Annotated in this window: 15 protein-coding genes and 1 pseudogene; 13 read left to right on the top strand and 3 right to left on the bottom strand. The window is 70.6% G+C overall.

Translation table 11 applies throughout. The features are described 5' to 3' along the window. Window positions 1-34 precede the first annotated feature (34 nt). The 3 genes from glgX (ACZ63D_RS30485) to treZ are packed head-to-tail and all read left to right on the top strand — an operon-like array spanning window position 35 to window position 6,161. Window positions 35-2,161 (top strand): glycogen debranching protein GlgX, encoded by a 2,127-nt coding sequence (gene glgX, locus ACZ63D_RS30485; protein ID WP_465357802.1) that lies wholly within the window; start codon window positions 35-37, stop codon window positions 2,159-2,161. Further along, the gene (treY, locus tag ACZ63D_RS30480; protein WP_465357801.1) at window positions 2,158-4,434 is read left to right on the top strand and encodes a malto-oligosyltrehalose synthase; all 2,277 of its coding nucleotides are present in this window, start codon (window positions 2,158-2,160) and stop codon (window positions 4,432-4,434) included. The genes glgX (ACZ63D_RS30485) and treY overlap by 4 nt, the downstream gene beginning before the upstream one ends. Then, window positions 4,431-6,161 (top strand): malto-oligosyltrehalose trehalohydrolase, encoded by a 1,731-nt coding sequence (gene treZ / locus ACZ63D_RS30475; protein WP_465357822.1) that lies wholly within the window; start codon window positions 4,431-4,433, stop codon window positions 6,159-6,161. The genes treY and treZ overlap by 4 nt, the downstream gene beginning before the upstream one ends. On the opposite strand, the gene ACZ63D_RS30470 is transcribed toward treZ, so the two are convergent. After that, window positions 6,130-7,098 carry a helix-turn-helix transcriptional regulator gene (locus tag ACZ63D_RS30470; RefSeq protein ID WP_465357800.1) on the bottom strand — a complete coding sequence of 323 codons (969 nt, stop codon included), beginning with the start codon at window positions 7,096-7,098 and terminating at the stop codon, window positions 6,130-6,132. The genes treZ and ACZ63D_RS30470 overlap by 32 nt on opposite strands. 201 nt (window positions 7,099-7,299) lie before the next feature. Here ACZ63D_RS30470 and glgX (ACZ63D_RS30465) point away from each other — a divergent pair, with 201 nt between their 5' ends. From glgX (ACZ63D_RS30465) to ACZ63D_RS30435, 7 genes and pseudogenes are all read left to right on the top strand, one after another. Further along, entirely contained in the window at window positions 7,300-9,444 is a 2,145-nt protein-coding gene (gene glgX / locus ACZ63D_RS30465) for a glycogen debranching protein GlgX (RefSeq protein ID WP_465357799.1), read from the top strand. Between the two features lie 287 nt (window positions 9,445-9,731). Then, complete coding sequence (locus ACZ63D_RS30460; protein ID WP_465357798.1) at window positions 9,732-11,711, top strand: alpha-1,4-glucan--maltose-1-phosphate maltosyltransferase; 1,980 nt, start codon at window positions 9,732-9,734, stop codon at window positions 11,709-11,711. Window positions 11,712-11,797: 86 nt separating this feature from the next. Further along, on the top strand, window positions 11,798-13,591 hold the full coding sequence (gene treS / locus ACZ63D_RS30455; protein WP_465357797.1) for a maltose alpha-D-glucosyltransferase: 1,794 nt from the start codon (window positions 11,798-11,800) through the stop codon (window positions 13,589-13,591). An 11-nt stretch (window positions 13,592-13,602) separates the two neighbouring features. Further along, window positions 13,603-14,988, top strand: a complete 1,386-nt coding sequence (locus ACZ63D_RS30450; RefSeq protein WP_465357796.1) for a maltokinase N-terminal cap-like domain-containing protein — start codon at window positions 13,603-13,605, stop codon at window positions 14,986-14,988. A gap of 5 nt (window positions 14,989-14,993) precedes the next feature. After that, entirely contained in the window at window positions 14,994-17,195 is a 2,202-nt protein-coding gene (glgB, locus tag ACZ63D_RS30445; RefSeq protein ID WP_465357795.1) for a 1,4-alpha-glucan branching protein GlgB, read from the top strand. Between the two features lie 366 nt (window positions 17,196-17,561). Continuing rightward, window positions 17,562-18,332, top strand: a pseudogene (locus tag ACZ63D_RS30440) (glycoside hydrolase family 16 protein); the annotation flags it as partial. Window positions 18,333-18,461: 129 nt separating this feature from the next. Beyond that, on the top strand, window positions 18,462-19,937 hold the full coding sequence (locus ACZ63D_RS30435) for a S1C family serine protease (RefSeq protein ID WP_465357794.1): 1,476 nt from the start codon (window positions 18,462-18,464) through the stop codon (window positions 19,935-19,937). Between the two features lie 26 nt (window positions 19,938-19,963). On the opposite strand, the gene ACZ63D_RS30430 is transcribed toward ACZ63D_RS30435, so the two are convergent. Then, window positions 19,964-20,785: an oxidoreductase gene (locus tag ACZ63D_RS30430; RefSeq protein ID WP_465357793.1), complete on the bottom strand. Its 822-nt coding sequence runs from the start codon at window positions 20,783-20,785 to the stop codon at window positions 19,964-19,966. 71 nt (window positions 20,786-20,856) lie between these two features. On the opposite strand from ACZ63D_RS30430, the gene ACZ63D_RS30425 reads away from it, so the two are divergent. From ACZ63D_RS30425 to ACZ63D_RS30415, 3 genes are all read left to right on the top strand, one after another. Continuing rightward, complete coding sequence (locus ACZ63D_RS30425; protein ID WP_465357792.1) at window positions 20,857-21,390, top strand: MarR family winged helix-turn-helix transcriptional regulator; 534 nt, start codon at window positions 20,857-20,859, stop codon at window positions 21,388-21,390. Window positions 21,391-21,455: 65 nt separating this feature from the next. Further along, the gene (locus tag ACZ63D_RS30420; RefSeq protein WP_465357791.1) at window positions 21,456-22,016 is read left to right on the top strand and encodes a cysteine hydrolase family protein; all 561 of its coding nucleotides are present in this window, start codon (window positions 21,456-21,458) and stop codon (window positions 22,014-22,016) included. A gap of 1,490 nt (window positions 22,017-23,506) precedes the next feature. Further along, on the top strand, window positions 23,507-24,643 hold the full coding sequence (locus ACZ63D_RS30415) for an acyltransferase family protein (protein WP_465357790.1): 1,137 nt from the start codon (window positions 23,507-23,509) through the stop codon (window positions 24,641-24,643). 10 nt (window positions 24,644-24,653) lie between these two features. Here ACZ63D_RS30415 and ACZ63D_RS30410 read toward each other — a convergent pair whose 3' ends face one another. Further along, a complete protein-coding gene (locus ACZ63D_RS30410) occupies window positions 24,654-25,859 on the bottom strand; it encodes an FAD-dependent monooxygenase (protein ID WP_465357789.1) in 1,206 nt (401 codons plus the stop codon). Window positions 25,860-25,906: the final 47 nt, after the last annotated feature.

Raw genomic sequence — 25,906 nt, 5'->3', positions numbered from 1 at the left:
GGACAACGAAAACCGATGCCCAAGGAGAAGCCCTGTGCGGCCCTGGCCCGGAAAGCCCTACCCGCTCGGCGCCACCTATGACGGCGTGGGGACGAACTTCGCGCTGTTCTCCGAGGTGGCGGAGCACGTCGATCTCTGCCTGTTCGACGACAAGGGGAACGAAACCCGGTCGCGGCTGGAGGAAGTCGACGGCTTCGTCCACCACGGCTACCTGCTCGGCGTCGGCCCCGGGCAGCGCTACGGCTTCCGCGTGCACGGGCCGTACGACCCGAGCCGCGGCCAGCGCTGCAACCCGAACAAGCTGCTGATCGACCCGTACGCCAAGGCGCTGTCCCGCGGCGTCGACTGGTCCGAGGCGCTGTTCAGCTACCGCTTCGACGACCCCGAGGAGTTCAACGAGGACGATTCGGCCGGCCACGTGCCGTATTCGCTCGTGGTGAGCCCGTTCTTCGACTGGGCCAACGACCGTTCGCCCGGGGTGCCCTACCACGAGACGGTCATCTACGAGACGCACGTGCGCGGCATGACGATGACGCATCCGTTCGTCCCCGAGCGGCTGCGCGGCACCTACGCCGGCCTGGCGCATCCCGCGGTGGTCGAGCACCTGCAGAAACTCGGCGTGACGACGGTGGAGCTGATGCCGGTGCACCAGTTCGTCACCGACCACGGCCTCGACGAAAAGGGCCTGCGCAACTACTGGGGCTACAACACGATCGGGTATTTCGCGCCGCACGACGGGTACGCCGCGATGCAGGGCCACGGCGGGCAGGTGCAGGAGTTCAAGGGCATGGTCCGCGCCCTGCACGAGGCCGGCATCGAGGTGATCCTCGACGTGGTCTACAACCACACCGCGGAGGGCAACCACCTCGGGCCGACGCTGTCCATGCGCGGCATCGACAACGAGGCGTACTACCGCCTGGTCGAGGACGATCCGCGGTACTACATGGACTACACCGGAACCGGGAACTCGCTCAACGTGCGCAGCCCGCACACGCTGCAGCTGATCATGGATTCGCTGCGGTACTGGGTGACCGAGATGCACGTGGACGGCTTCCGGTTCGACCTCGCCTCCGCGCTGGCCCGCGAGTTCTACGACGTCGACCGGCTGTCGACGTTCTTCGACCTCGTGCAGCAGGACCCGATCGTGAGCCAGGTGAAGCTGATCGCCGAACCGTGGGACGTCGGGCCGGGCGGCTACCAGGTCGGCAACTTCCCGCCGCTGTGGACGGAATGGAACGGGCAGTACCGCGACACCGTCCGCGATTTCTGGCGCGGCGAACCGTCCACGCTGGGCGAGTTCGCCTCGCGGATCACCGGTTCGTCGGATCTGTACCAGGACGACGGCCGCCGCCCGTTCGCCTCGATCAACTTCGTCACCGCGCACGACGGGTTCACGCTCGCCGATCTGGTGTCCTACAACGAAAAGCACAACGAGGCCAACGGCGAGGACAACCGCGACGGCGCGGACGACAACCGGTCGTGGAACTGCGGCGTCGAGGGCCCGACCGACGACAAGGAAGTCCTCGCGCTGCGCGCCAAGCAGCGGCGGAACCTGCTCGCCACGCTGCTGCTGTCGCAAGGCGTGCCGATGCTGCTGCACGGCGACGAGCTCGGCCGGACCCAGCAGGGCAACAACAACGCCTACTGCCAGGACACCGAACTGTCCTGGATGGACTGGGAACTCGCCACCGAGAACGCCGGCCTGGTCGAGTTCACCGCCGCGCTCACCGCGTTCCGCAAGGCGCATCCGGTGTTCCGCCGCCGCCGGTTCTTCCAGGGCAAGCCGGTTCGCAAGGGGGAGGAGCTGGGCGACATCGCCTGGTTCACCCCGGCCGGCGAGGAGATGACCGAGCAGAACTGGGACGACGCGTTCGGCAAGTCCGTGGTGATTTTCCTGAACGGGGAAGGGATCCCGGACCTCGACCCGCGCGGGATGCCGGTGGAGGACGATTCGTTCCTGCTCGCGTTCAACGCGCACTGGGAGGACATCGCGATGACCCTGCCCGGCAACGGCTACGGTCGCGAATGGACAGTCGTGGTCGACACCGACACCGGGGTCGTCGGGCACAGCGACGTCGAGCCGGTCGAAGGCGGCGGCAAGTTCACCCTCGCCGCGCGGTCGCTCGTGGTTCTCCAGCGCACCGCCAGGGAGGGCGAATGAGCACGCCGTCCTCGACGTACCGGGTGCAGTTGCGGCCGGAGTTCGGTTTCGCCGACGCCGCCGCGATCGTGGAGTACCTGCACGAGCTGGGAGTCGGAGCGTTGTACGGCTCGCCGATGCTGGACGCGACACCCGGGTCCACCCACGGCTATGACGTCACCGATCCGACGCGCGCCCGGGGCGAACTGGGCGGCGAAGAAGCGCGAAAGGCGTTGGCGGCGCGGCTGAAAGAGGCCGGGCTCGGGTTCGTCGTGGACATCGTGCCGAACCACATGTCCGTCGAAGTGCCGAAGGCGAACCGGTGGTGGTGGGACGTTCTCCGGAACGGCCGGGATTCGCCGTACGCGCCGTTCTTCGACATCGACTGGAGCCGCGGCCGGCTGCTGCTTCCGGTGCTCGGCGACGACAACGACGAGCTGGCTGTCGAAGGGGACGAACTCGTCTACTACGACCACCGGTTCCCGATCGCGCCCGGCACCGGCGACGGCTCGCCGCGAGAAGTGCACGCGCGCCAGCATTACGAGCTGGTCGGCTGGCGGCGCGGGAACCGGGAACTGAACTACCGGAGGTTCTTCGACATCACGAACCTGGCCGCGGTCACCGTCGAACGGCCCGAGGTGTTCGCCGAGACGCACGGCGAGGTGCTGCGCTGGGTGTCCGACGGCGACGTCACCGGCCTGCGCGTGGACCATCCGGACGGCCTCGCCGACCCGGGCGGCTACTTCCGGCGGCTCCGCGAAGGCGCGCCGGGGGCGTGGCTGGTGGCGGAGAAGATCCTGCACCCGGGCGAAGCGCTGCCGCAGAGCTGGCCGGTCGACGGGACCACCGGCTACGACGCGCTGCGCGAGATCACCGGCGTGTTCGTGGACCCGGCCGCCGCGCCGGCGTTCACCCGGCTCGCGGGCGAGCAGGGCGTGCGCACCGACTATCACGCGGTCGAGGAAGGCGCGCGGCGCTTGGTCACCGACGGCATCCTGGTCGCCGAGGTGCACCGGATCGCCGCGCTGCTGCAAGGCGTGGACGCCGACGCCGCCCGCGCCGCCGTGGCCGAGGTGATGATCGCGTTCCCGGTCTACCGTTCGTATCTGCCGGAGGGTTCGGAGCACTGGGCGACCGCCGTCGCCCGGGCGCGCGAACGGCGGCCGGAACTGGCCCCGGCGCTCGACGCGCTGGACAGCCAAGTGCGCGGTGCGCCGGACGGCGAGCTGGCGACCCGGATTCAGCAGACGTCCGGCATGGTCGTCGCGAAGGGCACCGAGGACACCACGTTCTACCGGTTCACTCGGTTCGCCGCGCTGAACGAGGTCGGCGGAAACCCGGACCGGTTCGGCTTGAGCCTCGGGGAATTCCACGCGCTGGCCGCGGGCCGGGCAGCGGCGGCCCCGGCCACGATGACCACGCTGACCACGCACGACACGAAACGCTCCGAGGACACTCGCGCGCGGATGGCCGCGCTGTCGGAGGTCGCGGACGAGTTCGCCGTCGCGGTCCGCCGCTGGACGGCCGCGTGCGGGATCGACGAGCCCGCGCTGAATCTCCTGGCGTGGCAGACGCTCGTGGGCGCGTGGCCGATCTCGCCGGAGCGGCTGCGCGACTATCTCGACAAGGCCGCGAAGGAAGCGAAACTCCGCACCACGTGGACGGACCACGACGAGGAGTTCGAGCGCGCCGTCGCCGAGTGGCCCTCCGCGGTCCTTGGCGACGCGGAGCTGGCGGCCGACGTCGAGGCGTTCGTCAAGCGGGTGCGCGGCGCGGGCTGGGCGAATTCGCTGGGGCAGAAGCTGGTGCAGCTGGCCGGACCCGGCGTGCCGGACGTCTACCAGGGCACCGAGCTGTGGGATTACTCGCTGGTCGATCCGGACAACCGCCGAGAGGTCGACTACGCCGTCCGGCGCTCTCTGCTCGAACGCGTCCAGGCTGGCGAGCAGCCGGAGATCGACGACACCGGCGCGGCGAAACTCCTGGTGGTCCATCACGCGCTGACCCTGCGCCGGGACCGGCCGGAACTGTTCACCGGCTACCGGCCGTTGCATGCCGAAGGCGTTGCCGCAGAACACCTTCTGGCCTTCGAACGCGGCGATGGCCTGACCGTGGCAGTCACCCGGCTGCCGCTGGGACTCGACCGCGCGGGCGGCTGGCGCGACACCGTCCTGCCGCTGCGCGCGGGCGAATGGACTGACGTGCTCACCGGCCGCGGAGTGGGCGACGCCCCGCCGGCGTCCGCGTTGTTCGACCGGTACCCGGTCGCGCTTCTGGTGCGGGAGGACTCCTGATGTTCACCGTGTGGGCCCCGTCCGCCGAGCGCGTCCGCGTCCGCGTGGACGGCACCGACCATGAGATGACCGCCGCCGACGACGGCTGGTGGCAGGCCAACGTCGCCGGCACCGATTACGCGTTCTTGCTCGGCGACGACGACCGCCCGCTGCCGGATCCGCGTTCATTGCGCCAGCCGAACGGCGTGCACGAAGCGTCGCGCGTCTACGACCATTCCGCGTTCGACTGGACCGACCAGTCCTGGACCGGACGGCAGCTGCCCGGCGGCGTGGTCTACGAACTGCACGTCGGCACCTTCACCGAGGCGGGCACGTTCGACGCGGTCGTCGACCGGCTCGGGCACCTGGTCGACCTCGGCGTCACGCACGTCGAACTGCTGCCGGTGAACTCCTTCGACGGCACTGCGGGCTGGGGCTACGACGGCGTGCTGTGGGGTGCCGCGCACGAGCCGTACGGCGGCCCCGACGGGCTGAAACGCCTGGTCGACGCCTGTCACGCGCGCGGGCTCGCGGTAGTGCTCGACGTCGTCTACAACCACCTCGGCCCGTCCGGTGCCTACCTCGACCGGTTCGGCCCGTACTTCGCCGGCCGCACCGACTGGGGCGCCGGGCTGAATCTCGACGGCCCCGGCTCCGACGAAGTCCGCCGCTACGTCATCGACAACGCACTGGGCTGGCTGCGCGACTTCCACATCGACGGCCTCCGCCTGGACGCCGTGCACGCCTTGGTCGACAAACGCGCCGTGCACCTGCTGGAGGAACTCGCCGCCGAAGTTGACGCGCTGTCGGCGGCCGTGAACCGCCCGCTGACGCTGATCGCCGAGTCCGACCAGAACGACCCGAAGCTCGTCACCTCCCGCGACGCGGGCGGCTACGGGCTGCACGCGCAGTGGTCCGACGACCTGCACCACGCGCTGCACGTCAGGCTCACCGGCGAAACCACCGGCTACTACGCCGATTTCGCCGAGCCCGGCGCGCTGGCCAAGACTCTGCGAGAGGCGTTCTTCCACGCCGGGACCTGGTCGTCGTTCCGCTCCCGCACGCACGGCCGCCCGCTGGACCGGCGCGTCGCCCCCGGACACCGGTTCCTGGCCTACCTGCAGGACCACGACCAGATCGGCAACCGCGCGACCGGCGACCGGCTGTCCGCGACCGTTTCGCCGGGCCTGCTGGCCTGCGGCGCCGCGGTGGTGTTCTGCTCGCCGTTCACGCCGATGCTGTTCATGGGCGAGGAGTGGGCGGCGGAGACGCCGTGGCAGTTCTTCGCGTCGTTCCCGGACCCGGAACTGGCCGAGGCCGTCCGCACCGGCCGCCGCCGCGAGTTCGCGAGCCACGGCTGGGGCGAAACGGACGTCCCGGACCCGATGGACCCGGCCACCGTCGCCCGCTCGCGGCTCGACTGGACCGAACCGGGCAAACCGGGCCACCGGGAGATCCTCGGCCTGTACCGGACGCTGATCCGCCTCCGCCGGGAATACCCGGAGCTGGCCGATCCGCGGCTGGACCGGGTCGTCGTCGAGACCGCGCCGGACGACACGTGGCTCGTCCTGCACCGCGGCGGGCTGCGGCTGGCCTGCAACTTCGGCGCGAAACCGGCGGAGCTCCCGGTGACCGGGGAGGTGCTGGCTTCGTGGGGAAATCCCGAGGTCGGGGACAGCGCGACGGTATTGCCCTCGGAGTCGTTCGTGCTGGTCTCTACCCGGCGTAGCGGCGCAGCATCGTCGTGAGCGCCTCGGCCAGGCGGTCGCGGAGCTCCTGAGGCGCCACCACTTCCGCCAGCGGGCCGAGCCGCAGGAGGTCGTGGACGGCTTGGTCCGGGTGCTCGACCGGAACGACCACCCGGGTCCATCCGTCCGCTTCGCCCACGCCGTCCTCGGCGGCGTGGGCGACGGCGGGTTCGGCGAGCTGAGGCAGCAGCCGCATCCCCTCCGGCGACAGCCGCAGCACCGCCTCGCCCTGGCGGCGCCGGGTGTCGAAGCCGTCCAGGTACTCCGACCAGTAGCGGCCCAGATCGAAGTCCGGGGCACGGGTGAAGGTCTCGTCCAGCATCGCCGCCGCGACGATCCGCGCCACCCGGTAGGTCCGGAACTCTCCGGTGCCCCGGGCGACCAGGTACCAGTGTCCGGCCTTGAGCACTACGCCATGCGGCTCGACAGTGCGGGTGACTTCGTGGGGCGCGGCCCAGCGCTGATAGCGGATCCGGACTCGACGCTGCTGCCACACCGCGTCCGAGACCGCTGGCAGCTCCGGCGTGGCTTCCGCGCCGTGATACCAGGACGCCGCGTCCAGGTGGAACCGCTCGCGGACCCGGTCCGCGTGCGACCGCAGCTCGGCCGGGAGCGCGGCCAGCAGCTTGCGCTCCGTGTTCGCCACGACCGGCCCGAGGCCGAGCCCGGAAGCCGCGGCGGGCAGCCCGGTGAGGAACAGCGCCTCCGCTTCTTGCCTGGTCAAGCCGGTCAGCTGGGTGCGGTAGCCGTCGACCAGCCGGTATCCGCCGTCGTGGCCGGGTTCGCCGTACACCGGGATCCCGGCCGCGCTCAGCGCCTCGATGTCGCGGTAGATCGTCCGCGGGGACACCTCCAGCCGGGCAGCCAGGTCGTCGGCGGTCCTCGGCTGCCGGGCCTGCAGCAGCAACAGGATCGAGACGAGCCGGCTCGCGCGCATGGGGCCAGCATGCCGGGGCGCCCTGACAAAAACTGTCAGCGGACCCGGCGGAAGGGGCTTCCAGCAGGTCAAGCCCCTGCGGGGCGCGCCCGGGCCGATGTCGCCTTGCCGCGCCGTCCGCCCAGGTCACTACCCCTGTCCTGGCCAAGTTCAGCCAAGCGCCGGAGCACGCCGCCGCTCCGGGTTTGAAAAGATCGGCGCATGGCACAGCGACCCGCATCCGACAACCAGGTCCTCGCCGGACGCCCGTTCCCGCTCGGCGCCCACCCGGAGGCGGGCGGCGTCCGGTTCGCGGTGACGTCCGCCGTCGCCGAGGCAGTCGAGGTGTGCCTCGTCGGCGACGACGGCTCCGAGCGGCGGATCGAACTGACCGAACGCACGTTCGGCGTCTGGCACGGCCTCGTCCCGGGCGTCACGGTCGGGCAGCACTACGGCTACCGCGTGCACGGCCCGTACGACCCGGCCCGCGGCTACCGCTGCAATCCGGCCAAGCTCCTCGTCGACCCGTACGCGCGCCGGATCGACGGGAAGCTCGTCAGCCTGCACGCCGCGCAGGGCTTCACCGGAGACCCCGAGCGCGGCCCGATGTCCACAGTGGACTCGCTGGGCGCCGTGCCGCTGTCGGTCGTCACCTCGCCGGGCGGGCAGGACACCGGGATCAAACCCGAGGTGCCGTTCGAGGAATCGGTGATCTGCGAACTGCACGTGAAGGGGTTCACCCAGCAGCATCCGTTCATCCCGGAGGCGCTGCGCGGCACGTACCTCGGCCTCGCGCACCCGGTGGCGATCGAGCATCTGACCCGCCTCGGCGTGACGACGGTCGAGCTGCTGCCGGTGCACTCGTTCGCCGACGAGCCTTCGCTGATCCGCGCGGGACGGCACAACTACTGGGGCTACTCGCCGCTGGGCTACTTCGCGCCGCACGCCGGGTACGCGAGCGAGCCGGGCCGCGAGGTCGAGGAATTCCGCACGATGGTGGCGGCGCTGCACGCGGCGGGCATCGAGGTGCTGCTCGACGTCGTCTTCAACCACACCTGCGAAGGCGGCCCGGACGGCCCGACGCTCTCGCTGCGCGGCCTCGACGCTCCGGCCTACTATCTGCACACCCGCCGCGGGCACATGGCCGACCTGACCGGCTGCGGCAACACCCTCGACGCCGGTTCGCCGACCGTCGTCCGGCTGGTCACCGATTCGCTGCGGTACTGGACGCAGGAGATGGGCGTCGACGGATTCCGCTTCGACCTGGCGAGCACGCTCGGCCGCCCGCGCGGCGAGATGTTCGACCGCGAGTCGATGATGCTCACCGCGATCACCACCGACCCGGTGCTGTCGCGCTGCAAGCTGATCGCCGAACCGTGGGACGCGACCGGCGAGGGCTATCGCGTCGGCGACTTCGGCGCGCAGTGGGCCGAATGGAACGGCCGCTACCGCGACACCGTCCGCGATTTCTGGCGCGGCGCGACCGGCGTGCGCGACCTCGCGTACCGGCTGTCCGGATCGTCGGACCTGTACGACCACAACCTGCGCCGGCCATGGCAGTCGATCAACTTCGTCACCGCGCACGACGGCTTCACGCTGCGGGATCTGGTGTCCTACAACGAAAAGCACAACGAGGCCAACGGCGAGGACAACCGCGACGGCACGAACGACAACCGGTCGTGGAACCACGGCGCGGAGGGCGAGACCGACGACGCGGCGATCGTCGCGCTGCGCACCCGGCAGGCCCGCAACCTGTTCGCGACGCTGCTGCTGTCCACCGGCACGCCGATGTTCACCGCGGGCGACGAGATGTGGCGGACCCAGCACGGCAACAACAACGCCTACTGCCTCGACGACGAGACGTCGTGGATCGACTGGACCCCGACCGAGGCCTCGGAGCCGATGCTCGACTTCGCCCGCCGCGTGATCCGGCTGCGCGCGCACAGCCCGGCGCTGCGGCAGCCGGAGTTCTTCGAGGGCCGGACCACGGTCAGCGGCAAGCCCGACCTCGTCTGGTTCCGCGCGGACGGCGAGGAGTTCGACGAGATCGACTGGTTCGACGAGGACCGCCGCACGCTCTGCATGTGGATCGACGGGTCGAACAGCCAGGCGCGCAACCGCGAGGGCGCGCTCGTCACCGACCACTCGTGGCTGCTGGTGCTCCACGCGGGCGCGGAACCGGCCGAGATCGTGCTGCCCGGGCCGGAGTACGGCGAGACCTTCAAGCCCACTTTGGACACCAGCACCGCCGACGGCACTCCGGCCCATCCCGGCGTGCTGGAGCCGAAGGCGCGGATCACCGTCGAAGCGCGGTCGCTGCTGCTGCTTCGCGCGCCGCGGGACACGGTGGAGATCCCGCAGCTTTAAGGAGCCGCCGCCGCGGGCATTCCGGCTTGGAGTACCCGCTGATACCCGCGGGTAATCACCGGAACGCGCCGAAGATTGTTAACGCGATTAGGCGCGCGTGTTGCGGGCGGGAGACGGGAATGCGACCGGGAGTTCCGCCGAATGGGCGCGTTTCGCCCGACCGGGTGGCGGGAATTTCCGGGAAAGGCCCCGCTGTCAATGGCTTTGGAGGAATCAGGCACACTGGCCGTGCTCGCGGAAGCGCACTCCGTCTCATCTCCCACCCACCGTGAAAAAGGGGCGTTGCCATGACCGGCAGGCTCGGGATCGACGACGTCGCACCCATGGTCAGCTGCGGCCGGTATCCGGCCAAAGCCGTTGCAGGCGAACATTTCCCGGTCACCGCCACGGTCTGGCGGGAGGGCCACGACGCGGTCGCCGCGACGGTCGCCTGGCGCGGTCCCGGCGACCGCGCGGCGCGCCAGACGCGGATGGCCGAGCAGGGCCGGGGGCTCGACCGGTTCGGCGCGGTGATCGTGCCCGACGCGGAGGGCATGTGGACCTATCGGGTGGACGCGTGGAGCGATCCGTGGGCCACCTGGGAGCACGCCGTCGAGGTGAAGATCGCCGCCGGGCAGGGCCCGGGGGAGCTGGCGAACGACCTGGAAACCGGGGCGCGGCTGCTCGACCGCGTCTCCCGCCGCCCGGAGCGCCGGGCCGAGCGCCCGCTGCTCGCCGGGGCCGCGGCCGCGCTGCGCGACGAGGAGCGCGATCTCGCCGAGCGCGTCGGGCCGGCGCTCTCGCCCGAGGTCCGCCATCTGATGCACGAGTTCCCGGTGCGCGAGCTGATCACCAAGGGCCGCGCGCTGAAGCTGTGGGTCGACCGCAAACGCGCCGCTTTCGGTTCCTGGTACGAATTCTTCCCCCGCTCGACCGGCGGGGTCGACGCGCAGGGGCGCGCCGTGCACGGCACCTTCGCCACCGCCGAACGCGAGCTGGACCGCGTCGCGGGCATGGGATTCGACGTCGTCTACCTGCCGCCGGTGCACCCCATCGGCCGCGTGAACCGCAAGGGCCCCAACAACACTCTGCACGCGACGCCGGACGACGTCGGCTCGCCGTGGGCGATCGGGGCCGACGAGGGCGGGCACGACGCGATCCATCCGGACCTGGGCACGATCGACGATTTCGACTCGTTCGTGGCGCGCGCGGAGGAACTCGGCCTCGAGGTCGCGCTCGACCTCGCGCTGCAGGCCGCGCCCGACCACCCGTGGGTGGTCAAGTACCCGGAGTTCTTCACCACCCGCCCGGACGGCACGATCGCGTACGCGGAGAACCCGCCGAAGAAGTACCAGGACATCTACCCGGTCAACTTCGACAACGACCCGCGCGGGATCTACGAAGAGGTGCTGCGCGTCGTGCTGCACTGGGTGTCGCACGGGGTGCGGATCTTCCGGGTCGACAACCCGCACACCAAGCCGCCGGACTTCTGGGCCTGGCTGATCCAGTCGGTGAAGGACGCGCATCCGGACGTGCTGTTCCTCGCCGAGGCGTTCACCCGCCCGGCCCGGCTGTGGGGGCTGGCGAAGCTCGGCTTCACCCAGAGCTACACGTATTTCACCTGGCGCACCACGAAACAGGAGCTGACCGAGTTCGGCGCGGACCTCGTCGAGCACTGGGACCACGGCCGCCCCAACCTGTTCGTCAACACCCCGGACATCCTGCACGAATCGCTGCAGCACGGCGGCCCGGGCATGTTCGCGCTGCGCGCGGCGCTGGCCGCGACGATGTCGCCGACCTGGGGCGTGTACTCCGGCTACGAGCTGTTCGAATCCGAGGCGGTGCGGCCGGGCAGCGAGGAGTACCTCGACTCGGAGAAATACCAGCTGCGCCCGCGCGATTTCGCCCGCGCGCTCGCCGAGGGCCGCTCGCTCGAACCGTGGCTGACCCGGCTCAACGCGATTCGCCGCGCGCACCCCGCGTTGCAGGGCATGCGGTCGCTGCGCTTCCACCACATCGACAACGACGCGCTGCTCGCTTACTCCAAACAGGACCCGGCGACCGGCGACACGGTCGTCGCGGTGGTGAACCTCGACCCGCACAACGCGCAGGAAGGCACGCTCTGGCTCGACCTGCCCGCGCTGGGCTTCGACTGGCCCGAGCGGCTCATCGCGCACGACGAGGTCACCGGGGAGACGTGGGACTGGGGCCAGGCGAACTTCGTCCGGCTCGAACCGTGGCGGGCGGTGGCGCACATCGTCGCGCTGCGGCGCAGGCTCGCGGCCTGACCGGACAAAAACCCCCTCGTGAGGGGTTATCGCGGCGAGAACCGGGATAACCACTCACCAGCAGCACTCACGACAAGGTGGAACGGATGGACGAGGAGAGCCGGCCCGGCGCCGCGGCGGGACTGGCGGACGTGCCGCACACCGGGGAGGCAGTGACGGCGGACGGCCTGCTGGTCGAACCCCAGGCGGACGACTTCGGGCACGCGCACGAGGCGCCGCGCGACCCGGAATGGTTCAAGAGCGCGGTGTTCTACGAAGTGCTGGTGCGCGCGTTCGCCGATTCCAACGGCGACGGCACCGGCGACCTGCGCGGGCTGGCGAGCAAGCTGGACTACCTCGAATGGCTCGGGGTGGACTGCCTGTGGCTGCCGCCGTTCTACGCCTCGCCGCTGCGCGACGGCGGCTACGACATCAGCGATTTCCGGGCGGTGCTGCCGGAATTCGGCAGCGTCGACGATTTCGTGTACCTGCTCGACGAAGCGCACCGGCGCGGCATCCGGGTGATCACCGACCTGGTGCTCAACCACACCTCGGACGCGCATCCGTGGTTCCAGCAGTCGCGTTCTGACCCGGACGGCCCCTACGGCGACTACTACGTGTGGAGCGACGACGATTCCCGCTACGCCGACGCGCGGATCATCTTCGTCGACACCGAAACCTCGAACTGGACCTACGACCCGGTGCGCGGCCAGTTCTACTGGCACCGGTTCTTCTCCCACCAGCCCGACCTCAACTACGAGAACCCGGCCGTGCAGGACGCGATGCTCGACGTGCTGCGCTTCTGGCTCGACATCGGCATCGACGGGTTCCGCCTCGACGCCGTGCCCTACCTGTTCGAGCAGGAGGGCACCAACTGCGAGAACCTGCCGCGCACGCACGATTTCCTCAAGCGCTGCCGCAAGGTGGTCGACGACGAGTACCCCGGCCGGATCCTGCTGGCCGAGGCGAACCAGTGGCCGACCGACGTGGTGGAGTACTTCGGCGACGCGGAGTCCGGCGGCGACGAATGCCACATGGCGTTCCACTTCCCGCTGATGCCGCGGATCTTCATGGCGGTGCGCCGGGAGTCGCGGTTCCCGATCTCGGAGATCCTGCTGCAGACGCCGCAGATCCCGTCCGGCACCCAGTGGGGCATCTTCTTGCGCAACCACGACGAGCTGACGCTCGAGATGGTCAGCGACGAAGAACGCGACTACATGTACTCCGAATACGCCAAGGACCCGCGGATGAAGGCCAACATCGGCATCCGCCGCAGGCTGGCCCCGCTGCTGGACAACGACCGCAACCAGCAGGAGCTGTTCACCGCGCTGCTGCTGTCGCTGCCCGGGTCGCCGGTCCTGTACTACGGCGACGAAATCGGCATGGGCGACAACATCTGGCTCGGCGACCGCGACGCCGTCCGCACCCCCATGCAATGGACCCCCGACCGCAACGCCGGATTCTCCACCTGCGACCCCGGCCGCATCTACCTGCCGGTGATCATGGACCCGGTGTACGGCCACCAGGCGCTGAACGTCGAGGCGCAGGCCGACAACGCGGCGTCGCTGCTGAACTGGACGCGCCGGATGATCGAGGTGCGCAAGCAGCACCACGCGTTCGGGCAGGGCGATTTCACCGACCTCGGCGGCTCCAACCCGAGCGTGCTCGCCTACCAGCGCCGGTGGCGGCGCCCGGACGGCCGCGAGGACGTCGTGCTGTGCGTCAACAACCTGTCCCGTTTCCCGCAGCCGGTGGAACTGGACCTGTCCGCGCACCAGGGCGCGACGCCGGTCGAGCTGACCGGCGGGGTGCGCTTCCCGGACATCGGCGAGCTGCCGTACCTGCTCACGCTGCCCGGGCACGGGTTCTACTGGTTCCAGCTGCTCGAGCCCGAAGAATGAGGTGAGTCCGCTTGTCCGACCACGGTTCCCCGCCCGTCCTGTCCGAGGTGTCGGCCGCGCTGACCGAACTGCTGCCGGACTGGCTGCCCGCGCAGCGCTGGTTCGCGGGCAAGGACCGGCCGGTCGACGCGGTGCGCCCGGCCGGCCTCACCGTGCTGGCGGGCCCGGATCCGCTGCTGGTGCACGCGGTCGTCGACGTGGTGCAGGGCGACCGCACCGAGCCGTACCAGCTGCTGATCGGCCGCCGGTCGGGGATTCCCGAGGTGGCGTCGGCCGCTCTGCTCGGCGAACGGTTCTACGAGGCCAGCGGCGACGCGGACCTCACCTCCGGGCTGCTGGACCGGATGGCGGCGGGCGGGTCCGCTGGGACGCTCCATTTCGCGGCCGAGCCGGACGTGACGCTCGAACCCGGGCTGCGCTCGCGGCCGATCACCGCGGAGCAGAGCAACACCTCGCTGGTGTTCGGCGGGCAGTACATCCTCAAGCTGTTCCGCAAGCTCAGCGCCGGCCTGAACAAGGACCTGCTGCTGCACCGGGCGCTGCAGGACGCCGGGTCCAAGCACGTGGCGCGGGTGGTCGGCTCGATCTCCGGCGAACTGCACGGCGAGCCCGCGACGATGGGGATGCTGCAGGAGTTCCTGCCGGACGCGGTCGACGGCTGGGCGATGGCGACCACGAGCGTGCGGGACCTGCTGGCCGACCCCGACCAGCCCGCGGACGAGGCGGGCGGCGACTTCGCCGGCGAGGCCGAGCGGCTCGGCGCGGCGGTGGCCGAGGTGCACGCGGACCTGGCGACCGCGCTCGGCGTCGAGCCCGCGGACAGCGACGAGCTGGACCGCACGGTGCGCGCGATGACCGAGCGCCTCGACCAGGTGTCGGAAATGGTGCCGGAGCTGGCCGTGCACGCGCCCGCGCTGCGCGAGGTGTTCGAGGCGGTGCGCGCGCACGAAGCGCCGATCTCCATGCAGTACATCCACGGCGATCTGCACTTGGGCCAAGTGCTGCGTACCGTCAGCGGATGGCTGCTGCTGGACTTCGAAGGCGAACCGGCCGCCCCGGTCGCGGAACGGCACGCGCTGCGTTCGCCGCTGCGCGACGTCGCGGGCATGCTCCGGTCGTTCGACTACGCGGCACACCAGCGGCTCGTCGGGCAGCCCGAGAACGCGGACGTGACCCGGCACGCGATGGAATGGGCCCGGCGCAACCGCACCGCGTTCTGCACCGGATACGCCCGCGCCGGCGGCCCGGTCGGCGACCCGCGGGACCACGCGGACCTGCTCCGCGTCTTTGAACTGGACAAAGCGGTGTACGAGGTCGCCTACGAGCACGCGAACCGGCCGGACTGGCTGAGCGTGCCCCTGGCGGCGATCGCCCGCAGCACCGACGGAAGCGAGTGACCCCCGTGAACGCTGTCCCCGCGGACCTGCCCTCGTCGGCGCCGTCTCCGCTCGACATCGACCGGCTGCTGGGAGGCGAGCACCACGACCCGCACGCGGTGCTGGGCGTGCACGCCGACGGCGGCGACATCGTCGTGCGCGCGCTGCGCCCGGGCGCGACCTCGGTGTCGGTCGTCGCCGGCGAGCGCCGCGTGCCGCTGGAACGCGTGGCGGACGCGCTGTTCGCCGCGACGCTGCCGGAACACCCGGGCGACTACCGGCTCGAAGTCGGCTACGACGGCCACACTGTCGTCACCGACGATCCGTACCGCTGGCTGCCGACCGTGGGGGAGCTGGACCAGCACCTCATCGGCGAGGGACGGCACGAACGGCTGTGGGACGTCCTCGGCGCGCACGTGCGCCGGTACGACACCCCGAACGGCGTCGTCGAAGGCGTGTCGTTCGCGGTGTGGGCCCCGACCGCGCGCGGCGTGCGGGTGATCGGCGACTTCAACGGGTGGGAAGGCCGCGGCCACCCGATGCGCTCGCTCGGGTCGTCGGGGGTGTGGGAGCTGTTCGTGCCCGGCGTTTCCGCCGGCAGCTGCTACAAATTCCGCATCCTCGGCGCGGACGGCCACTGGCACGAGAAAGCCGACCCGATGGCTTTCGCCACCGAGGTCCCGCCCGCGACCGCGTCGAAGGTGACCGAATCGGACTACACCTGGGGCGACAGCGAGTGGGTCGCCCGGCGCGAGGCGACCGACTGGGCGGACGCGCCGATGAGCGTGTACGAGGTGCACCTCGGCTCGTGGCGGCCTGGGCTGGGCTACCGCGAACTGGCCGACCAGCTGGCCGACTACGTCGAGGAAACCGGCTTCACGCACGTGGAGTTCCTGCCGGTGGCCGAGCATCCGTTCGGCGGCTCGTGGGGCTACCAGGTCACTTCGTATTACGCGCCGACGTCGCGCTTCGGCTCGCCGGACGACTTCCGCTACCTCGTCGACCATCTGCACCAGCGCGGCATCGGCGTGCTCGTGGACTGGGTGCCCGCGCACTTCCCGCGCGACATCTGGGCGCTGGCGCGGTTCGACGGCAGCCCGCTGTACGAGCACGAGGACCCGCGCCGCGGCGAGCAGCCGGACTGGGGCACGCTCGTGTTCAACTTCGGCCGCAACGAGGTGCGCAACTTCCTCGTCGCGAACGCGCTGTTCTGGCTGGAGGAGTTCCACCTCGACGGCCTGCGCGTGGACGCGGTCGCCTCGATGCTGTACCTCGACTACTCGCGCAAGGACGGGGAGTGGCTGCCGAACGAGTACGGCGGCCGGGAAAACCTCGACGCCGTAAGGTTTTTGCAGGAGCTGAACGCGACTGTCTACAAGCGGCACCCGGGCGTGGTCATGGTGGCCGAGGAATCCACCGCCTGGCCCGGCGTCACCCGCCCGACGCATCTGGGCGGTCTCGGCTTCGGCTTCAAGTGGAACATGGGCTGGATGCACGACACGCTCCGCTACCTGCAGCACGAGCCGATCCACCGGGCCTACCACCACAACGAGATGACCTTCTCGCTCGTGTACGCGTGGAGCGAGAATTTCGTCCTGCCGCTGTCGCACGACGAAGTGGTGCACGGCAAGGGCTCGCTGTGGGAGCGGATGCCCGGCGACGACTGGAACAAGGCCGCCGGGCTGCGTGCGCTGCTGGCGTTCATGTGGGCGCATCCGGGCAAGCAATTGCTGTTCATGGGCGGCGAATTCGGCCAGCCGCGCGAATGGTCGGAGTCGCGGTCGCTGGACTGGCACCTGCTGGAGAGTCCGCTGCACCGCGGCGTGCAGGAGTTGATCCGGCAGCTGAACGCGATCTACCGGGACACCGCCGCGCTGTTCAGCGGCGACGTCCGGCCGGAGGGCTTCCGCTGGATCGACGCGAACGACTCGGCCGGGAACGTGCTGAGCTTCCTGCGCCTGGGCGCGGACGGCTCGCGGCTGGCCTGCGTCGCGAACTTCGCCGGGATCCCGCACCACGACTACCGGGTGGGGCTCCCGTCGGCCGGCCGCTGGACCGAGGTGCTGAACACGGACGCGGAGTCGTTCGGCGGGTCCGGGGTCGGGAACCTGGGCGCGGTGGAGGCGACGGCGGAGCCGTGGCACGGGCAGCCCGCGTCGGCGGTGCTGCAGCTGCCGCCGAGCGGCGTGGTGTGGCTGCTGGAGGATCGTCCGTCCACTGAGGACTGATTGGTTCGCGCCGCTCCTGCGCGGCGGCGGTCGTGCGGAGAGCCCTGGGACGCAGAGTCCGTGAAGGCGGCCCTCGCGAACCTTGCCTATGCGCTCGCGCCGCCCGAGCGCATAGGCGTCAGCAGCGGCAGTTCCGGGCCGCTTGCCCGTCCGGCCACGCGGTCTTGCCCGGAATCACTCCCGTGAGCGCCCTGACCCGCCTGCGGTCGGAAAATGACCCACGTGCGCTCTTGCCGGTGAAGGCGCTGGTGGGCATACTTTGTTGCCATCCACAACAAACCCGGGGTGGCGCCGCCAGGCCGCCCCTCGAGTGATTGAGGGATGACAATGACGTCCACGCACACCTCACGGTGGCGCCTCCTCGCGATGTCCGCCGCGCTCGCCCTAATCAGCCCGGTCGCGCTGGCGCCCGCCGGGAACGCCGCTCCGGCCGCAGGGTTCTCCGACGATTTCGACGGACCGGCCGGTTCGCCCGCCGACGGGAGCAAGTGGAACTACGAAACCGGCGACAACAACGGCAACAACCACGAACGGCAGTGGTACACCTCGGGCGCGGCGAACGGCGCGCTCGACGGCCAAGGCCACCTCGTGATCACCGCGAAGAAAGAGAACTCCGGCAACACCTGCTGGTACGGCGCCTGCCAGTACACCTCGGCGCGGCTGAACACCTCCGGCAAGTTCAGCCAGGCGTACGGGCACGCGGAAGTGCGGATGAAACTGCCGCGCGGGCAAGGGATGTGGCCCGCATTCTGGATGCTCGGCGGCGGGCAGTGGCCGGACGACGGCGAGATCGACGTCATGGAGAACATCGGCAAGGAGCCGAACACCGTGCACGGCACCATCCACGGCCCCGGCTACTCGGGCGCGGGCGGCATCGGCGCGGCGTTCACCGGCCCGAACTTCTCCGACGACTTCCACACCTACGCGGTCGACTGGTCGCCGGACAAGATCGTCTGGCTCGTCGACGGGCAGGCCTACGAAACCCGCACCCCGGCGGATTTGAACGGCAAGAAATGGGTGTACGACCACCCGTTCTACCTGATCCTCAACCTCGCGGTGGGCGGCGACTGGCCGGGCGACCCGGACGGTGCCACCCAGTTCCCGCAACAGCTGGTGGTCGACTACGTGCATGTGAGCTGATCGCTGTCGCCGCTTTTCCTTGCCGCCGTCCGGGTACACAGCTTCCGCACGGACGGCGGCAAGGAAAATCTCAGGTAGCGGGTGTTTCCTGAGCTGGCGGAGGGTAACGAGACGCGGGAGCGGACCATGAACGAGCAGGAGCGCGCCGGGCACGACCAGGGTCAGCCCGGTTACAGCGGGCAGGCGTATCCGTACTCGCCGGGGACGGATCAGCCGTACCAGCAGAGCTGGGGTCAGCAGCAGGCTTGGGGCACGCCGCCGCCCGGTGCGTACGGTCCGCAGTACGCGGGGCAGCCGCACCCGACTCAGCAGTTCGCCACGCCGTACCATCGGCCGCAGCGTTCCAGTCACCCGTTGCGGACCGCGGCCGTCACGGTCGGCGCGATCGCGCTGTCGGTCGCCGTCGGGCTCGGGGTCGGGCACTTCGTGTGGACGCCGTCCGCGCCGCCCAGCGTCTCCGGGAACCAGAACTTCGGTTCGATCGGCAACCAGACCAATCCGTCGAACACCGCGATCGATCCGCAGGCGATCGCGAAGAAGGTCAGCGCGGGCATCGTCAACGTCAACACCGAGCTGGGCTACCAGGGCGCGGCCGCGGCGGGCACCGGCATCGTGCTCACCTCCGACGGCGAGGTGCTCACGAACAACCACGTCGTCGAGGGCGCGACCAGCATCAAGGTCACCGACGTCGGCAACAGCCAGACCTACACCGCCTCCGTGCTCGGCTACGACCGCAGCCACGACGTCGCGGTGCTCAAACTGGCCGGCGCGTCCGGGCTGGCGACGGAGACGCTCGGCGATTCGTCGTCGGTCAAGGTCGGCGACGCGGTCGTGGGGCTCGGCAACGCAGGCGGCGCCGGGGGAGCGCCGGTCCCGGCGGGCGGGCGGGTGACCGCGCTGAACCAGTCGATCACCGCGTCCGACGAATCGAACAGCTCGTCCGAACAGCTGAAGGACCTGATCCAGGTCGACGCGAACATCCAGTCCGGCGATTCCGGCGGTCCGCTCGTGAACGCGCAGGGCCAGGTCGTCGGCGTGGACACCGCGGCATCGGCCGGATACCAGTTCAACGGCGGCGGCGGACGGCGCGGGCGCAGCGGGCTCGGCAACGGCTTCCCCGGCGACAACTCCCAGGGCGACTCGCAAGGTGACTCGCAAGGCAACGGCTCGCAGAACGGCTCTTCGGACGGTTCGCAGAACGGCTCCAGCGGACACGAGGGCTACGCGATCCCGATCAACCAGGCGATTTCCCTCGCGCACCAGATCGTCGGCGGCACCGGCTCCGACACTGTCCACATTGGAAAGAGCGCGTTCCTCGGCGTGACCGTCAGCGACGCCGGACAGCAGCAGCAACAGCAGGGCGGAACCGGCTCGGGCGCGGCGATCCAGCAGGTCGTCCCCGACGGCGCGGCCGCGAAGGCCGGTCTTTCGGCGGGCGACGTGATCACCGCGGTGGACGGCAAAGCGGTCGACTCGCCCACCGCGCTGACCACCCTGATGGACCAGCACCACCCCGGTGACAAGCTGACTGTCACCGTCGTCGACCAGACCGGTCAGCAGCAGAACGTCACCGTCGTGCCCGCTGAGGGCCCCGTCGGCTGACGGGGTGGTCCGGACGGCTGGGCCGTTCAGTCGTCCGGATACCGCGTGTCCAGCGAAACCTTCTCCCATGCCGCGAGATCGGCGAGCTGCCGCTCGAGCTTCGCCCGGATGCGGGTCACCGCCTCGGGCCCGAGCGGCAGCCGCAGCGGCGCGTCCGGAGTGTCGACCAGCTTGAGAATGGCCTCGGCGGCCTTGACCGGATCGTTCGGCTGCGCCCCGTCCTGCGCGGAAAACTGCTGGCGCATCACGCCTGCCGGGGTGTCGCGGTAGTCGTCGATGGGTTCGGAAAACGTCATCGACCGCCCGGCGAAGTCAGTCCGGAACGGCCCCGGCTCTACCAGGCTCACCCGGATCCCCAGCGGCGCGACCTCCCCGGCGAGCGCCTCGGACATCCCCTCCAACGCGAACTTCGACGTCGCGTACAACGCATGCCCGGGATTCCCGACCACTCCGCCCACCGACGACATCTGCACGATGTGCCCGCTTCGCTGCGCCCGCAAATGCGGCAGCACCGCGCGAGTCACGTTCAGGACGCCGAACACGTTGGTCTCAAGCACTTGCCGAGCCTGCTGGTCGGTCAGTTCCTCCAGTGCGCCAACCAGTCCGTGCCCGGCGTTGTTGACCAGCACGTCAATCCGCCCGTACTCGGCTATCGCCGCGTTCACTGCCTCTTCCACGGATGCCGGATCCGTGACATCCAGCCGCGCGGTGAATGTCTCCAGCCCTTCGAGCGCGCTCGTGTCGCGAGCAGTCGCCGCGACTCTTTCCCCGCGTGCCAGCACAGTTTCCGCGAGCACGCGGCCGAACCCGCTGCTCGCTCCGGTGATGAACCAGACGCGTCCGGACATTGCGGACCTCCCCAGGGCCAGTTACTTTGATACTCAAATCAAACTACCTTGAGTATCGAGGGAGTGTCCAGGTGGACTCAGTGGGGGCGGGCCTCGCCGACTGGCTGGCCGTGATGCCCGACGGTGTCGACGGCCCGGTCGAAGCGGCCCGGCAGCGGATCGGCCGCCTGTCGCGGCAGTTCGAACAGGTGCTGCGCGGGGTCGCGGAGGAATACGGTTTCAGCACGGGGGACTGGCAGGCCTTGTCGGTTCTGCACCGCTCCGGCCGCTCCGCCGTGCTGACGCCGAAAGAGCTGGGCGACCGCCTCGGCGTCACCTCCGGCACTGTCACCGTCCGGATCGACCGCCTGGAACGGGCAGGCCTGGTAGAACGCGTCACCGCCTCTGCGGACGGCCGGAGCCGCCCCATCCGCCTGACCCGCAAAGGCCGCGCCCGCTGGGCCGCCGCCACGAAAAAGCGCACCGAACGAGAGCGGTCCCTGTTCACGTCCGTCCTGCCCGAAGACGACCTGGCTGAGCTGAACGCTCTCCTGTCCCGCCTGCTGACCCGCTTCGAAACCGAGTTCGGCCCGTCCTCCCCGCACGATGCCCTCCGCCCGGAGTGACTCCGCCCCTTTTTTGTCGGTGGGCGGCGCTAGCGTGAGCGGTACCTGACTGGAGGGAAGATCCGATGACCACACTCAAAGACCGGCCGAACACCGCACTGCTGGTCGTCGACGTGCAGAACGGCGTCGTCGCGGACGCGCACGAACGGGACAACGTCGTGGCGAACGTGGCCGCGCTGGTGGACAAAGCCCGGGAGGCCGATGTCCCGGTCGTGTGGGTGCAGCACAACGACGAGGGCTTGGCGAAGGGCAGCACCGACTGGGAACTGGTCCCGGAACTGAAACCGGCTCCCGCCGAACCCGTGGTGGAAAAGTCCTACGGCGACTCCTTCGAGGACACCACCCTGGAGTCGGTCCTCGCCGAGCGGGGCGTAGGCCGCCTGGTGGTCGCCGGAGCCGAAACGGACGCCTGCATCCGCTCCACCCTGCACGGCGCCTTCGTCCGGGGCTATGACGCGACCTTGGTGAGCGACGCCCACACCACGGTGGACCGCACCACCTGGGGAGCGCCGCCGCCCGCGCAGGTCATCGCGCACACCAACCTGTACTGGACCCACCAGTCCGCCCCCGGCCGGACCGCGGGCACCGTCGCCACGAAGGAGGTTGCCTTCCCGGCCGGAGGCTGAGACCGTCGCTGGGTGCTGGGTGCTGGGTGCTGGGTGCTGGGTGCTGGGTGCTGGGTGCTGGGTGCTGGGTGCTGGGTGCTGGGCGCCGGGCGCCGGGCGCCGGGCGCGGAGTGCGGGAATGCCGAGTGTGGAGTGCTGGGTGCCGGGCCGGGCGCCGGGTGGCCGGGCGCCGGGTGGCCGGGTGCCGGGTGGCCGGGTGCGGAGTGCGGGAATGCCGAGTGTGGAGTGCGGGGTGCCGGGCCGGGCGCCAGGTGGCCGAGTGCCGGGGCCGGGCTCCGGTGCCGGGCCGGTCGCGCCTGCAGGAGGCTGGAGCCGGAGGAGCAAGTTCGCCAGGTCGGCCGAGCCTGATGGCCCCGTCGCGGCTGATGGCGGCCACGGCCTCGTTCGCCAGCAGGCTTGCATCCGCCTCGTACAACTCCCTGGCGGCATTGAGGTCGGCAACGCGTGCGCCGAGCTGCGCGGTCGGACGACGCTCGGCGAAAGGCCACAGCGCGGCCGACGGTGGGCTCCGCAGTCTCCGGACGGCGGCGAGGTCAGTGACTCGCAGTCGAGGTCCCGCAGCTTTGGAGCTCGCAGCGAGCTGAACCGCAGCCCAGCCGTTTCGGCACTGCAGCGCGGTCGGACCATGCTCAGCGAGAGGGCCGCGACACGTCCGACGGCGAGCAGTCCCGCACCCGGTCCCGCGGTCTCCGGGCGGCAGTGAGGTGAGCACGCGGGCGCGATCCCGAGTGCTCGATCTCGCAGCGAGCGGAACCGTCGCGCGAGCCCGGTGGCCCAGCCACGTGTAGTCGCTGCGGCGGTCGAACCATGCTCGGCGGGAGGCCGCGGCGCGGCCGACGGTCTCGGCCAGCAGGCGCATGCCCGGCTTCCTAACGCGGCGAGGCGAGCACGCAGGCGAGCTGCCGAGCCATCGATCTCGCAGCGAGCGGAACCGTCACGTGAACCCGGCGGCCAGCCATGTTTCATTGCCGCCGCTGCCGACGGCGTCGGCAGCCAGGCCCGCGCCCAGACTCCCGCGGCTCCGGGCGGCATTGAGGTCGGCGACCCGAGCGCCAAGATCCCCAACCCCTGGATCTGACAGCGACTACCACAACGCGAACCCGGCACCCCGCCCATACCTCCCCGCAGCCACCCGCGCAGCACGGCCGGACCACGACCACCCACAAGACCGATCAAGCCGCGCCACAGCCCCAACCCCACCGGCACCCCGACCCGTCCAGCGAAACCAAGCAAGCATTCGCCCGTCCCATCCAAGGGGCGGATCCCCGTGCCCCCAACCCAAACCCTCTCGCTCACCGGAACCCCGCCCGGCCAAGCCACCCCGCCCGCCCCACCACCCAACCTGCCGAAACCCCTCTGCCACCACGCCTTTCCCCCAACCGCCCCCCGTCCCCGCCCCGGGAACCCGCGCCCTGTACCGGAAATGCCCCGCCCGACACGCCCCAGGGTCCCTCCCCGCCGCGCGAGCCGCACCAGTTACGGTGGCGCGCGTGTCCTCGTTCCGTCCGGTGAGCGTGTCTTCGGGGAACCGGCGGATCAGCTGGGACCTCGTGCGCGGTGGGTGCGTCGTGCTGGTGCTGCTGTACCACGCGACCTACATGAGCGTCGTCGTGCATCCCGAGCTGGGGGCGCGGCGGTTCGTGTTCCCGCATCAGGTCGGGGCGAGTCTGCTGCTCGTGATTTCCGCGTACTTCGCCGCCGTCACGATCGGGCGCGGGTCGCTCCGCCGGTACTGGTGGGGGCGGATCGCGCGGTTGCTGCCGCCGTTTCTCGCCGCCGTCGTGGTGATCTACTTCGCGCTGCGGTACCTGTCGCCGCCCGGCTGGTTCAGCCCGCGGTTCGGCGACCTCGCCGGCAACCTCCTGATGCTCTGGAACTGGAAGCCCGCCGACTTCCCGTTCCTCGACGGGTCCCACTGGACGATTCCCCTCCAGCTCATGGCGTTCACCGTCGCCGCTCTGCTCTACCGCGGCAGCTGGGGCCACGGCCGCAAGTTCCGGGTCGTGATGTGGACCGCCCTGCTTCTCCCGCTCGCGCAATGGCCGCTGCGGATCGCCGGCCCGCCCGAGTGGTACCGCGTCGTGGTCGACGGGTTCGGATTCCACCGCTGGCATCTGTTCGTCGCCGGGATCGCGGTCCGCCTCTGGACGACGAAACGCTTGTCCACGGCGGAATTCGTCCTGCTGGAAGTCCTCTGCGTCACCGCGCACGCGCTGCACGGCGCGAGCGTCACCCCGACCGGAATCCACGTCGAATGGGGCTCGACGATCGGCATCGCGATCGGGATCGTGCTGATCTCGCTCGCCGCGGCGGGGCCGGACTGGAACCGTTTCCTCCCGGCGTTCGCCCAGCGCGCGATCACCTGGTTCGCCGGCGTCTCCTACGGCGTTTTCCTGATCCACCAGGCCATCGGCTACCTCGTGCTGCACTGGCTGTCCGGCCTCGGCGCCGACCCGCTGCTGCAAACCGCCGCCATGATCGCGACCGGCGTCGTCCTCGGCTGGGCGCTCACCCGCCTGGTCGAACGCCCGGCCCACCGGTTCCTCATGCGCGGCTACGATTCCTGGGCCGCCCGTCGGCGCTCCGGCGGCGAACCGGTCCCCGTCGCGGCGGGAAAGCCCGGCTGACCGCGGCGGATCAGCTCCGGACGCTCGGCCCGTAATCCGGCACCCCGGCGTAGCTGGGCAGTTCGACGCCGTTGAGCGCGCGGTCGATCAGCGCGGTGAGCGCGGCCATGTCCGGTTCCGGGGCTGGTTCGGCGTCCGGCCGGGGAACGGCCCGGCTCTCCGCGTGCAGCCGGCCGATCTCCTGGTTGGCCTCGACGAACGAGCGCATCCGGGCCTCGTATCCGGCGAACCCGGCCTCGGGCTCCCACTGGGCGGAGGCCAGTTCCCCGGCGAGCAGGTAGGCGCCGATCAGGGCCAGCCCGGTGCCCGCCCCGGACATCGGCGACGAGCTGTACGCCGCGTCGCCGATCAGCCCCACGCGGCCGGACGACCAGCGGTCCATCACCACCTGGGCGGCCTGGTCGAGGTAGAAGTCCGGGGTGTCGTCCAGGTGCGCGAGAAGGCGCGGAGTCAACCAGCCCAGCCCGGCCATCTGCTCGCGCAGCAGGCGTTTCTGGCCTTCAAGATCGCGGTAGTCGATGTCGAAACCGGCCGCGGGGAAGGTGAACACGGCCATCGCCCGCGCAGCGTCCCGGATCGGCCGCAGGCCCGCGGAGCGCGCGGACGCCTGGTCCTGGTACTCGAGGAACCAGCGGTCCAGCCCGAACTCGTTGGGCACGCTGTAGAAGGACAGCACCAGCCCGAGGTGGCGGACGAACTTCTCGCGCGGCCCGAAGACCGCCGCGCGCAACGACGAGTGCAGCCCGTCCGCCCCGACCACCAGGTCGAAGCGCCGCTGTCCGCCGCTCTCGAAGGTCACGTCGACCCCGTCCGCGTCTTGGGCGAGTTCGGCGATCCGATCGCCGAAGACGTACTCGACGCCCTCGCGGGTGTCGTCGTAGAGCACCTGGGACAGGTCTCCGCGCAAGATCTCGATTTCCGCGATGAATCCGTCGCCGCCGTCGTCGTCGGCGCGGTAGGTCTCCAGCACGTTCCCGTCGACGTCCACGGTGTGCGCGCCCGCGGTGTCCGTGCAGGCCGCGCGCACCGCCGCGTCCAGCCCCATCCGCCGGATGACCTCCTTGGCCACCCCGCGTGCGTCCACCGCCTGACCGCCGGGACGCAATCCAGGAGCCCGCTCCACCACGGTCACCTCGGCTCCCCGCCGCCGCAGCCAATGCGCCAGCGCGGGACCCGCGATGCTCGCCCCGGCCACCAGCACTTTGTTCCCGCTCATCGCGGCCCCCCAACGTCCCTCTGGATGACGAGGCGGAGTGTACGGCG

The sequence above is a fragment of the Amycolatopsis sp. NPDC104775 genome (assembly GCF_055583325.1).
This window is presented reverse-complemented; position numbering and strand designations above follow the sequence as displayed.

Coding starts and splice junctions, on each gene's coding strand:
- treY (WP_465357801.1), top strand. CDS start 2,158: ATGAGCACGCCGTCCTCGACGTACCGGGTGCAGTTGCGGCCGGAGTTC.
- ACZ63D_RS30470 (WP_465357800.1), bottom strand. CDS start 7,098: ATGCGCGCGAGCCGGCTCGTCTCGATCCTGTTGCTGCTGCAGGCCCGG.
- glgX (WP_465357799.1), top strand. CDS start 7,300: ATGGCACAGCGACCCGCATCCGACAACCAGGTCCTCGCCGGACGCCCG.
- ACZ63D_RS30460 (WP_465357798.1), top strand. CDS start 9,732: ATGACCGGCAGGCTCGGGATCGACGACGTCGCACCCATGGTCAGCTGC.
- treS (WP_465357797.1), top strand. CDS start 11,798: ATGGACGAGGAGAGCCGGCCCGGCGCCGCGGCGGGACTGGCGGACGTG.
- ACZ63D_RS30435 (WP_465357794.1), top strand. CDS start 18,462: ATGAACGAGCAGGAGCGCGCCGGGCACGACCAGGGTCAGCCCGGTTAC.
- ACZ63D_RS30430 (WP_465357793.1), bottom strand. CDS start 20,785: ATGTCCGGACGCGTCTGGTTCATCACCGGAGCGAGCAGCGGGTTCGGC.
- ACZ63D_RS30420 (WP_465357791.1), top strand. CDS start 21,456: ATGACCACACTCAAAGACCGGCCGAACACCGCACTGCTGGTCGTCGAC.
- ACZ63D_RS30410 (WP_465357789.1), bottom strand. CDS start 25,859: ATGAGCGGGAACAAAGTGCTGGTGGCCGGGGCGAGCATCGCGGGTCCC.